11 protein-coding genes are annotated in these 11,852 nt (G+C 56.8%); 1 reads left to right on the forward strand and 10 read right to left on the reverse strand.

Going from position 1 to position 11,852, the window contains the following annotated elements:
* Positions 1-7: 7 nt before the first annotated feature.
* The 9 genes from phnK to ABIE29_RS00915 form a co-directional block, all read right to left on the reverse strand.
* Complete coding sequence (gene phnK / locus ABIE29_RS00875; RefSeq protein WP_429616301.1) at positions 8-796, reverse strand: phosphonate C-P lyase system protein PhnK; 789 nt, start codon at positions 794-796, stop codon at positions 8-10.
* On the reverse strand, positions 796-1,647 hold the full coding sequence (locus ABIE29_RS00880; protein WP_429616302.1) for an alpha-D-ribose 1-methylphosphonate 5-phosphate C-P-lyase PhnJ: 852 nt from the start codon (positions 1,645-1,647) through the stop codon (positions 796-798). The genes phnK and ABIE29_RS00880 overlap by 1 nt, the downstream gene beginning before the upstream one ends.
* Positions 1,640-2,725, reverse strand: coding sequence for a carbon-phosphorus lyase complex subunit PhnI (locus ABIE29_RS00885; RefSeq protein ID WP_429616303.1), 1,086 nt, complete (start codon positions 2,723-2,725; stop codon positions 1,640-1,642). The genes ABIE29_RS00880 and ABIE29_RS00885 overlap by 8 nt, the downstream gene beginning before the upstream one ends.
* Positions 2,725-3,306, reverse strand: coding sequence for a phosphonate C-P lyase system protein PhnH (gene phnH / locus ABIE29_RS00890; protein WP_429616304.1), 582 nt, complete (start codon positions 3,304-3,306; stop codon positions 2,725-2,727). The genes ABIE29_RS00885 and phnH overlap by 1 nt, the downstream gene beginning before the upstream one ends.
* A gap of 3 nt (positions 3,307-3,309) precedes the next feature.
* Positions 3,310-3,753, reverse strand: a complete 444-nt coding sequence (phnG, locus tag ABIE29_RS00895; protein WP_261146542.1) for a phosphonate C-P lyase system protein PhnG — start codon at positions 3,751-3,753, stop codon at positions 3,310-3,312.
* Positions 3,754-4,482, reverse strand: a complete 729-nt coding sequence (gene phnF, locus ABIE29_RS00900) for a phosphonate metabolism transcriptional regulator PhnF (RefSeq protein ID WP_429616305.1) — start codon at positions 4,480-4,482, stop codon at positions 3,754-3,756.
* 210 nt (positions 4,483-4,692) lie between these two features.
* The gene (gene nrdG, locus ABIE29_RS00905) at positions 4,693-5,157 is read right to left on the reverse strand and encodes an anaerobic ribonucleoside-triphosphate reductase-activating protein (protein ID WP_429616307.1); all 465 of its coding nucleotides are present in this window, start codon (positions 5,155-5,157) and stop codon (positions 4,693-4,695) included.
* 278 nt (positions 5,158-5,435) lie between these two features.
* Positions 5,436-7,574 (reverse strand): anaerobic ribonucleoside-triphosphate reductase, encoded by a 2,139-nt coding sequence (nrdD, locus tag ABIE29_RS00910; RefSeq protein ID WP_429616308.1) that lies wholly within the window; start codon positions 7,572-7,574, stop codon positions 5,436-5,438.
* Positions 7,575-7,876: 302 nt separating this feature from the next.
* Positions 7,877-8,773 carry a LysR family transcriptional regulator gene (locus ABIE29_RS00915; protein ID WP_429616309.1) on the reverse strand — a complete coding sequence of 299 codons (897 nt, stop codon included), beginning with the start codon at positions 8,771-8,773 and terminating at the stop codon, positions 7,877-7,879.
* A gap of 104 nt (positions 8,774-8,877) precedes the next feature.
* On the opposite strand from ABIE29_RS00915, the gene ABIE29_RS00920 reads away from it, so the two are divergent.
* Positions 8,878-9,402 (forward strand): NAD(P)H-dependent oxidoreductase, encoded by a 525-nt coding sequence (locus ABIE29_RS00920; RefSeq protein ID WP_065684294.1) that lies wholly within the window; start codon positions 8,878-8,880, stop codon positions 9,400-9,402.
* Between the two features lie 125 nt (positions 9,403-9,527).
* Here ABIE29_RS00920 and ABIE29_RS00925 read toward each other — a convergent pair whose 3' ends face one another.
* Positions 9,528-11,561, reverse strand: coding sequence for a glycoside hydrolase family 3 N-terminal domain-containing protein (locus ABIE29_RS00925; RefSeq protein ID WP_429616310.1), 2,034 nt, complete (start codon positions 11,559-11,561; stop codon positions 9,528-9,530).
* Positions 11,562-11,852 lie beyond the last annotated feature (291 nt).

An 11,852-nucleotide genomic window follows, 5' to 3' on the forward strand; every position in this document is an offset into this window, starting at 1 on the left:
ACCTGTGTTACGACAGAACCGAAGAGACCAGCAGTTGGGTGTACGGATGGTGTGGGTCGTCCAGCACCCGATCGGTCAGACCGCTTTCTACTACTTCACCTTCCTTCATCACCAGCAAACGGTGGGCCAGCAGGCGTGCTACCCCCAGATCGTGGGTGACGATCACCGCCGCCAGCTGCATTTCCACCACCAGATTGCGCAGCAGGTCCAGCAGGCGCGCCTGCACGGAAACGTCCAGCCCGCCGGTCGGCTCATCCATAAACACCAGCTTGGGATGGGTCACCAGATTGCGGGCGATCTGCAAGCGCTGTTGCATACCGCCGGAGAAAGTGGTGGGCAGGTCATCCAGACGGGAAACCGGGATCTCCACGTCTTCCAGCCATTGTTTGGCCTGCTGGCGGATCTCACCGTAATGACGCTGGCCGATGGCCATCAGTCGCTCACCGATGTTGCCACCGGCAGACACCTGTGGCCGCAGACCGTCGAGCGGATGCTGATGGACCACGCCCCAGTCGGTACGCAGCAGGCGGCGGCGATCGCTTTCCGCCATGGCGTACAGATCCTGCTGTTGCCCCGGTTGTGGGCGGTAAAGGATCTGCCCCTGTTGCGGTGCCAGACGGGCGGAGATCGATTTGAGCAGCGTGGTTTTACCCGAGCCGGATTCGCCGACGATGCCCAGCACTTCACCGGGATAGATATCGAATGACACGTTGCTGAAACCCTTGCCCGGCGCGTAAAGGTGGGTGAGGTTATCGACCGTCAGCAACGGCGTGGCACTCAATGGAGCGGAAGTCATCAGCGCGATACCTCTTGGTTGAGTTGTTGCTGGCAGAAATCGGTGTCCGAGCAGACGAACATCCGGCTGCCCTGGTCGTCGAGCACCACTTCATCCAGATAGCTGTGGTGTGAGCCGCACAGGGCGCAAGGCTCTTCCCACTGCTGCACGCTGAACGGATGGTCGTCAAAGTCCAGGCTTTCCACCTTGGTAAACGGCGGCAGAGCGTAGATGCGTTTTTCACGCCCGGCACCGAACAACTGCAACGCGGGCATCATGTGCATCTTCGGGTTATCGAATTTAGGGATCGGTGAAGGGTCCATCACATAGCGATCGTTCACTTTCACCGGATAAGCGTAGGTGGTGGCGATATGGCCGTAGCGGGCGATATCCTCATACAGTTTGACCTGCATCACGCCGTACTCTTCCAGCGCGTGCATCTTGCGCGTTTCGGTCTCGCGCGGTTCGATAAAGCGCAGCGGCTCGGGGATGGGAACCTGATAAATCAGAATTTGATCCGCCTGCATTGGCGTTTCTGGAATGCGGTGGCGGGTCTGGATCAGCGTGGCTTCTGGCGTGCGCTCGGTGGTCGCAACACCGGCTACGCGCTGGAAGAAGCGGCGGATGGAGACCGCGTTGGTGGTGTCGTCAGCGCCCTGGTCGATTACCTTCAGCACGTCGGCGCGGCCAATGATGCTGGCGGTGATCTGGATGCCGCCGGTGCCCCAACCATAAGGCATTGGCATCTCACGGCCACCAAACGGCACCTGATAACCGGGGATCGCCACCGCCTTGAGGATAGCGCGGCGGATCATGCGCTTGGTTTGTTCATCCAGATAACCGAGGTTATAGCCGGTCAATACTTCACTCATGGCGGGCCTCCTGAAGGGCGGCAAATTCCTGCTGCAGGCGTTTGAGCAGCTCCAGTTCGGCCTGGAAATCGACGTAGTGCGGCAGTTTGAGGTGGGAGACAAAACCGGCGGCTTCCACGTTGTCGGCGTGCGCCAGCACAAACTCTTCGTCCTGCGCCGGGCCTGCCACGTCCTCGCCGTATTCGGCGGTTTGCAAGGCGCGATCCACCAACGCCATTGCCATGGCTTTACGTTCCGCGCGGCCAAACACCAGCCCATAGCCACGGGTGAAGTGCGGTGGCCGGTCCTGCGGGTCGACAAAGCCGTTCACCATCTCGCACTCGGTCAGCAGGATCTCGCCGATATCGACGGCGAAACCCAACTCTTCCGGCACGATCTCCACGGTAACGTAACCGCTGCGGATCTCTCCAGCGAACGGATGGTTACGGCCATAGCCGCGCTGGGTGGAGTAGCTCAATGCCAGCAGGAAGCCCTCATCGCCACGTACCAATTGCTGCAAGCGCGCCGAGCGGGAGCAGGGATAAACAGGCGGGTTGCGGGTAATATCGTCTGGAGTGCTGCCGTCATCTTCTTCTGCCAGCGCCAGCCGTTGCTGATTAAGCAGGTCGAATACGTGGGCACAGCTCTCTGGCAACGGCTCATCGGCCTGGGGCGTAGGCGGCGTTTCACCGTTGGCCAACAGCGTAAAATCCAGCAGGCGGTGGGTATAGTCGTAGGTCGGGCCAAGCACCTGGCCACCGGGCAAGTCTTTGTAAACCGCCGAGATGCGTCGCTCCAGCCGCATGTTCTCGCTAGCCAGTGGCTCGCTGACGGCCAGGCGTGGCAGGGTGGTGCGATAGGCGCGCAGCAGGAAAATAGCCTCTACCAGGTCACCGCTGGCCTGTTTGATGGCCAGCGCAGCCAGTTGGCGATCGTAAATACCGCCCTCCGTCATCACCCGATCAACCGCCAAGCCAAGCTGTTCACCGATTTGCTCTACGCTGAGTGTTGGGACAGCTTCGTCACCCCGGCGCAGATTTTCCTGTAGTTGATGGGCAGCCTCGATGGCCTTTTCGCCCCCTTTTACCGCAACGTACATCAGCACTCCTCCACGCGGGTGGTTCTTGGCAGCGCCATCAGGCATTCACCGCAGGTCAATACAATGTCCAGACCCAGCGGGAAGCGCTGAGGCCGTTCGAGTAGATAAGCCCGTAGCGCAGCTGGTAACGGCGGGGCGATTTCCCGTTGTTTTTCAATACCGGGGCCTGAAAGGCGCAGTTTGTGGCTGCCTGCCAATGCGGCAACTTGCACCACCAGCGTGGCACCGAGCTCCGGTGAGACTTCACTGCCGTGGGGTAAAGCGCTCAGCTCGGCAGGCTGTAACTGGTCATCCCATATCGCCAGATGAATATCTTCCTGCCGGGTAGCCAGCGGAGCACCGGTATGAAAACGGATGTTAGTTAGCACTTGCTTACTTTCAAGGTCGGCACAGAGCTGAAGCGGGGTTTCCTGATCCGCCAGCGTCAGTATCACGGCAGTGCTGGCAGCGTTCAGCGCACCCCATGCCGGGCAGTTTGCTAGTTCAACAATCACGCCTGGCTCACTCAACGCCTTTAAAATCAAGCGGAAAGCAGACTGAGATTGCTCAATCGGCTGGTCAAAACCGGCTAATAACGTCATGGCTTAATCCCCTCGCACCAGCGTAAAGAAGTCCACTCGGCTGGCTGCTACGGCGCGGGCGCGCAGTTGGCGCTGTTCCTGTTGCAGTGCGGCCAGGGGCTCGATCAGCTGAAGCTGTAGCAATTCATGGTTGGCGGGTTGCTGTAGCAAGGCATCGATCAGCGCACAGAGTTCGGCATGCTCTTTGTCACGTCCGGTAACGTAGCTGTAGCCCTGGCCACCGTTTTCCAACTGCACCACGGCACGGGTCACGGTCATATCGCCCAGCACAAAGCGGCGGCCGGTCGCTCCCATCCGTCCTAGCAGCTGTGTCAGGCCAATCTCAGGGGCGCGCAGGCGCTGGTAGCTTGGGTTGAGGTTCAGCGCCTGCCAGTGGCTGCGCAACTGGGCGGGTTGGCTGTGTGCCAGGACCGACATCCAGCGTTGTCTCTGCTGTAAGGATTGCATTCAGTGCTCCATCGTCAGTTCGATCATGTCGGCACGTGCCAGGCTGACGGAGTATTCCGCCACCAAATCGCTGCCGATACAGGTATTTAGGGTGCGCACGCATAGCAAGGGGGCATGGGTGGCGATCTCCAGCAGTCGGCTCTCTTTGGCCTGGGCACGCCGTGCGCTGATGCGGGTCTGGCGGCGGGTCAGCGGCTGGTGGATCTGCTGTTGGATAAACTCATGCAGCGAACCGCTGTGGAACTGTTGTAAGGCGGGCCACCAGTCCAGATCGGGCAGATAGTGGTCGATCACGCTGATAGGAACGCCGTTCACTCGGCGCAGGGTGCGTAGGTGAATAATGGTTTCCCCCTCTTCACGGCTGAGTGCGCTGGCGATATGCCCATTGCACGGGCGTAAAACAGCGAGTAAGCGCTCACTGGTGGGGTGGCTGCCCTGTTCGAACAGATTCTGGCTGAAACGGGTGTTGGCGTGCAGCGGATAGCTATACGGGCGTAGCAGCACCAGAATGCCGATACCGTGGCGACGTTGTAGCCAGCCGCGCTCTACCAGCTCATCCACGGCACGGCGCAGCGTGTGGCGATTGACCTCAAAACGTTCGGCAAGCTGTTGTTCTGATGGCAGATAATCCCCGCAGCGGTATTGGCTGCACAGCTCCTGTTCCAACTGGGCGGCGATCTGCTGATATCGGGTGGGGTAACTGGTCGGATGTCTAGATAAGTGCGTCATGGCAAATACCTCGGCATTTCAGTTGGGGAAGAAAGTGAAAAAGCGGCGATAGCATTCATGATCGGCACTCGGTAACAAAGTTGGGCTAATGTTGCCGGGGACAGATGACAATCAGGTGACGCACAGGTGGCGAACTGATGAACAATTTGGGACAGGGAGATGATGGCAGGGAAGAAGGGGCGCAGCGTGCGCTGCACCAAACCGGACAAACTAGCGCAGCTTATGCACCACCTGATTAGCGCTACCGCGCCAGATCAGCGCCGGGTCTTTTAAATCCTGCACAAACTTGCCGTCTATCAATACGTTAATCCGATCGACGATCTGCATCTGCTCACTATCCAGTTCATCCAGCTTATAGCCGGTCCACAGCCAGATATCTTTGCCGTGGCATTCGGCGTGTACGCGCTTGACCAACTGCAAAACGGTAGCGACGTTGGCCGGGTGCAGCGGATCGCCACCGGACAGCGATAGCCCTTGGCGCGGAATACGCGTGTCATTGAGATCGGCAATGATTTGGTCTTCCATCTGCTGGGTAAACGGCAGGCCGGAGTTCAACCGCCAGGTACTTTTGTTATAGCAACCGGGACATTGGTGCACGCAGCCTGCGACAAACAGCGTGCAGCGGGTGCCGGGGCCATTGACTACGTCGATAGGATAATACTGGTGAAAATTCATAGTATTGAGTTCTTTTATATTGCCCCTCACCCCAACCCTCTCCCACAGGGAGAGGGAGCTGGTACGGTGCGGCAGTCAGGTATGGAAGTCACCTGTGACGCATCCACTCATCTCAAGCCTCTCCTTTAGTAAGAGGGAACTGGCCCGATGTTGTGCTTAGATGCAGAAGTTAATCTGTAGCTAGACTATGTTGAGGACGAATGCCGTCGTTAAGATGTGGCACATTCGGTTCCCTCTCCCTGTGGGAGAGGGTTAGGGTGAGGGGTCTCTGGTTAAAGTTAACCGATCTGCCCATTGTCCAGATGTTTCACCCGGCGTTTCACCTCTTCCTGCTTACCGGCATTGAACGGCCGGGCATCCGGGCTGCCCAGATAGCCACAGACGCGGCGTGTCACCGACACTTTGGCCGAATCATGGTTGCCACATTTCGGACAGGTGAAGCCCTTACTGGTACAGGAGAACTCACCGGTGTAGCCACACACGTAGCACTCATCGATCGGCGTGTTGGTGCCGTAGTAAGGCACGCGGGTGTAGCTGTAATCCCACACATCTTCCAGCGCCTTCAGGTTGTGCTGCAGGTTCGGGTATTCGCCGTAACAGATAAAACCGCCGTTGGCCAAAGGTGGATACGGCACCTCGAAGTCCAGCTTGTCGTACGGGTTAACCTTTTTCTCTACGTCGAGGTGGAAACTGTTGGTGTAATAACCCTTGTCGGTCACCCCGGCGACCACGCCAAATTCGCTGGTATCCAGGCGGCAGAAGCGATCGCACAGGTTCTCACTTGGCGTACTGTACAGGCTGAAGCCGTAGCCGGTTTCTTCCTTCCAGCTTTCGGTGGCGTTTTTCAGGCGCTCAACGATGGCGATGGCTTTGGCGCGCAACTGCTCGTCGTCGTACACGTGTTTTTCTGTGCCAAACAGCGCGTTGATGGTTTCATGTACGCCGATGTAGCCCAGTGAAATCGAGGCGCGGCCATTCTTGAAGATCTCCGCGATATTATCGTCGGCCTTCAACCTTACGCCGCAGGCCCCTTCCATATACAGGATCGGTGCCACGCGGGCCTTGATGCCTTCGAGGCGGGCAATGCGGGTCATCAGGGCTTTCTTGGCCAACAGCAGACGCTCATCCAGCAACTGCCAGAAGCGGCCTTCGTCGCCCTGGGCTTCCAGAGCGATACGCGGCAGGTTCAGGCTGATCACGCCGATATTGTTGCGGCCATCGTGGATCTGCTCGCCGTTCTCTTCATAGGTGCCGAGGAAACTGCGGCAGCCCATCGGCGTTTTAAACGAACCGGTGACCTTGACCACCTGATCGTAATTGAGAATATCCGGGTACATGCGTTTGCTGGCACATTCCAGCGCCAGCTGTTTGATGTCGTAGTTGGCGTCACCAAACTTGTGGTTCAGGCCGTCGCGGATGGCGAAGACCAGTTTCGGGAACACGGCGGTTTTACGGTTTTTGCCCAGCCCGGCGATACGATTTTTCAGGATCGATTGCTGGATCAGGCGCGATTCCCAACTGGTGCCCAGGCCGAAACCGAAGGTGACAAATGGCGTTTGGCCGTTGGCGGTATGCAGGGTGTTGACTTCATACTCCAGCGATTGGAAGGCGTCGTAACACTCTTTCTCGGTGCGGGTCATCGCATAGCCCGCCACGTCTTGGATCTGCCACTGCCGGGCCACTTGCTGGTGCTTGTAGAAGCTTTCGGTGACGAACGGGGCCAGGATCTCATCAATGCGGTTAATGGTGGTACCGCCATAAATATGGCTGGCGACCTGAGCGATGATCTGCGCGGTCACGGCGGTGGCGGTGGAGATCGACTTCGGCGGCTCGATCTCGGCGTTACCCATCTTGAAGCCGTTGGTCAGCATGCCTTTCAGATCGATCAGCATACAGTTGAACATCGGGAAGAACGGTGAGTAGTCGAGATCGTGATAGTGGATTTCGCCGCGCTCATGCGCCAGCACCACATCGCGCGGCAGGATATGCTGTTTGGCGTAGTGCTTGGCGACGATACCGGCCAGCAGATCGCGCTGGGTAGGGATCACCTTGCTGTCTTTATTGGCGTTCTCATTGAGCAGCGCGACGTTGCTTTGTTCCACCAGGCCACGAATTTCCTGGTTCAGCCGCCCGCGCAGCTCTCGCGAGACGTCACGATCGTGGCGATATTCGATGTAGGTACGTGCCAGTTGCTTATACGGGCCAGACATCAGCTGGTTTTCTACCGCCTGCTGAATTTCGTGGATGTCGACACGCGGTCGATTTTCCATCTGTTGAGCGACCACTCGGGCGACGGTAGCACAGTAGTCGGCATCGATAACTTCAGCGGCCAAAGCGGCCCGCTCGATGGCCTGCTTGATCAGTATCTCGTCAAAAGATACCTGGCAACCGTCCCGTTTAATCACTACTGGTTTCACGTTGTTACTCCTGTCCCCATGGGGGAGCGTCGGCTTATCCACAGGGAAAAACCGCAGGGCGCAAGGGCTGCGGAGGGTGTGGATGACATTGTGGATAACTACTATATATAGGTTGTTGAATATCTATTGGCACTATATATGGGTATGGTGTCGGTTTTTTTGACCTGGGACAAAGAATGGCGGGGGCAGTTTGAACGCTGTACAGTTACCTGTTTCAGGAATATTTGTAACCCTTGCTATCAGCGGCCTGAATGAAATTTACCGATTATCCGAAAGATCGTTAAAGCGTGATTGCGATCGCATCACGCCGCAGGGCGACGAAAATGCGCCAGTAAAAAATCGACCCAGACGCGCACTCGTGGCGGCAGATCTGCCGAGGCATAGTAGAGCCAGATTTGTGTAGGTTTTGGCCAGTGATCTTGCAGCACCGGCAGCAATGTTCCCTGGGTAAAATGCTGTTCTACATACCAGCGCGACAGGCAGGCAATACCCAGCCCGGCCAGCGCGGAATCCAGCAACATCTCCGGGCTGCTGGCAGTCAGGCGGCCATGCAGATCCAGCGTCTTGTGTGCCAGTGGCCACTTTACATTACGCCCGGTGGCCGGATTGCGGTGCAGCAGGCAGCTGTGTTGTAGCAGATCTTCCGGCACCTGCGGTGTGCCATGCCGGGCAAGGTAACCGGGGGCGGCGACCAAGAGCATCTGCATCGGGTAGAGCGGGCGTGCTACCAGCCGGCTATCGGGATCGACCTGAGTACCGATGCCTACATCAAAACCTTCACCGACCAGGTTCACCACCCGTGCATCCAGCGACAGATCCAGATCGATCATCGGGTAACGTTGTAAAAACTCAGGGATCAGCGGCATCAGCACCTGGCGGCCAAAGCCTGGGATCATGCTGACGCGCACGCTACCGGCGGGAGGGAGTTGTGCGCCCCCGGCCAGCTCTAGCGTGGCGGTCAGCGCTTGCCATAGCGGTGCCACCTGTTCCAGCAGGGCTTTACCTTCGTCGGTCAGCACCACGCTGTGGGTGTTGCGTTGGAACAACCGCAGCGCCAGCTTCTCTTCCAGCACGCGGATATTCTTGCTGATCGCCGCCGGGGTCACGCCCAGCTGGCGTGCAGCAGCGGAGAAGTTTTGTGTCTGAGCGGCGCTGAGAAACGCCGGTAACAGGCGGTGTACGTCAATGGGCAGCGACATAGTGGTTGATACTTTAGGTTGAAGTTAATGTGACTGTTTACAGACTACACTGTAAACGGAGGAAATGAAAAAATGGCTTACTTTCGATAAACAAGGATTTCCCCATGTCGCGTATTTTAGTGTTGGCCGCCCACCGTTTCCCCGACGACTCCCGCATCAATAAGGCGCTGATCGAGGCGCTGCGTCCTTTACCTAACGTCACCGTGCATGAACTGATGCGCGTTTACCCCGACTACCAGATTGATGTGGCCCGGGAGCAGGAACTGCTGCAAGCGCACGATGTGGTGGTGATGCTGTTTCCGTTCTATTGGTACAGCTCACCGGCGATCCTCAGCGAATGGCAGGATGCGGTATTAACCCACGGTTTCGCCTATGGCAGCGAAGGCACCCAACTGCAGGGTAAGCCTTTGCAACTGGTGGTCAGCACCGGGGGCAACGCGCAGGCCTATTCACCGGCAGGGTATAACCGCTATCCGGTGGCCGATCTGCTGCGGCCGTTTAACGCCGTCGCCAACCTGACCGGCATGGATTATTTGCCGCCGCATCTGGTACAGGGCGTATTTGATATGAGCGATGAAGTGTTGGCTCAGGAAGTGACGAAGGTAGTGAAACTGGTACAGAGTTTTTAAGTTCGGGGACATCGTGAACACTTAACACCGAGGTTTGCTGCTCGGTGGTAAGTGTGGCACCCGCTTGATGACTAGCTCGGGCTACTCCCTCTCCCTTTGGGAGAGGGTTGGGGTGAGGGGCCGTATTACAGAATACCCGCGCCGATTGGGAACAGCGGATCGACCGAATCGTGCGGCACGTCCTCTTTCTGGTCCAGCACCGCCTGCCAGCTGGAGGGTAGCTCAAACGGTAACTTACCCTGTGCCTTGCTCTTGCCGGTGATCACATCCAGCACCGCCTCATCGGAAGCGCCGAAGTTGGCCAGCAGTACGTCGGTTTTATCCACAATGTTGGTCAGGATCGCCGGGCGATCGAGGTAAACGGAAATCACCGTTGGAATGTTGAGCGCCTTCACCTGTTTGATCAGCTGATAGTCGTCACTGCCGCTGTAAGTGCCTGCTTTCTGATCCAGCACCACGGTATCGGCATCGTCAAAGCCCAGTTGGCCAAAGTTGACCGAAACGCCAAACGGATAGTGCGGATCGTTCTGATGTGGCGTATCCACTCGCAGGATGGCGATCTCCGCCTCTTCCGGCGTCGCGACGGCTTCCAACCCATAGCGTGCCGCCACGGTAGCGTTGACGTTATGCAGGAACACCTTCTTGCCGCTCAGTGCCAGTGGCAACAGAGTATTGTTATTCTGCAACAGGATCTGCGCACGGCGCTGTGCATCATCCCCTTTCTGCTGGAATTCCGCGTTGCCGACGATTTTCACCGCCTGGGTTTCGTCCACGTAAGGTTTCTCGAACAACCCCAACTCAAACTTCTGCTGCAAAATACGTGTGACGGAAGCATCGATGGTGGCGATCGGCAACTGCTGCTGGTTGATAGCCTCGATCAGATCGCTAGGGTCGCTGGTGCCGCCGAACTGATCGATACCGGCTTCCACCGCCTTGACTACGCGTTCCTGACGGGTGAGGTTTTCAACGCCCCACGACATGCCGATCCCGGCAGCCCAGGGCGAAACGCCAGCGGCGATGTCGGCATCGCTGATACCGGTGGCGCATTTACCTTCGCAGCTTTCCAGAATGCCCCAGTCGCTCAGCACGACGCCGGTGAAACCAAAGCGCCCACGCAGCATCTCGGTCAACACCTGTTTATTAAAGCCAAAGCCCACTTCTTCAATCAGTTGATCCTTGTACCACAGGTTGATCGGCTGGCCGTAATAGGGCATCACCGAGGCCACATTGGCGGCAAACGCTCCTTCGAACGGTACCAGGTGGTATTCCAGATTATCACCTGGGTAAACCTGTTCTTTGCCAAAGATATTATGTGGATCCAACCCGCCAAGCTGTGGACCGCCACCGGCAAAGTGTTTTACCACGGTGATGACGCTGTCTTGGGTCAAGCCTTTATCACCATGCTGGAAGCCTTCGATATAGGCTTGCACCTGGCGTTTGGCGAGCTGGTTATCCTCGCCGAAGGTACCGTTGATGCGGCCCCAGCGCGGTTCGGTGGCAAGGTCGGCCTGCGGTGATAATGCCATATGGATCCCAACGGCCCGGTACTCCTGACGGGCGATATCACCAAAGGTTTTAACCAGCGCCGTATCGTCGATCGCTGCCAGGCCGAGCGGCTCTGGCCACTGGGAGAAGCTGCCCGCCGCGACGCTGGTGGCATTTGGATCGTTAACGAAGTGGTTGCGTGGGTCGGTGCTGATGGTGACCGGAATACCGAGGCGGGATTTCTCTGCCATTTCCTGCAGCGCATTGTTATCGGCGGAAATATGCTGTGGATTGCCCGCCATGCGGGTAATGAAGGTGTTGACGAAGTGTTGGTTAACATCTTTTTCGGCGGCGCTGATATCGACACGGCCAGCACCATCGAGGCCTATGGTGCCATGCATCATGGCGCCAGCTTTCTCTTCCACGTTCATGCGGGCAGTCAGATCCCGGGCACGGATAGCGCTATCAAGACGCCAGTCTTCATAAGGTTCAAGCTGGCCGTTTTTATTCAGATCTTTAAATTTCAGCCCGTCGACGGTAAGCGTTGGAATATTTCTGCTCTCCAGTTCCGCCTGAGTGCTCGGCGTAATCCTGGTGTCATTATTGTCACAGCCGGTCAATCCGGCGGCTAATAAGCCACTGAATATAAATATCGATTTCCTTTTGATGGTCATAAAGAGTGCTCCATGTCACGAGAGGTAAAAAGGCCGATACAAAAAACAGTCTGGTGATTTAATTTAAAATAGTTATATTTATTAATTGGTTATATTTTTATTCTAATTCTTGCCTATTATTGCATGTTTTTTTTATAGCGTGAAATAAATCTATTTACAATTTGGGACCTCCTTCACGTTTTGAACTATGGTGCAGTTGTTTTAACGCCTGGAAAAATAGCGTAATAGTTATTTGAGATGAAATTTAGGGGAGATAAGGGGAAGGGATGATAATTGTGCTGGGTGATTTAT

It is taken from the genome of Serratia sp. 2723, from assembly GCF_050434425.1.
Classification (GTDB): domain Bacteria; phylum Pseudomonadota; class Gammaproteobacteria; order Enterobacterales; family Enterobacteriaceae; genus Chania.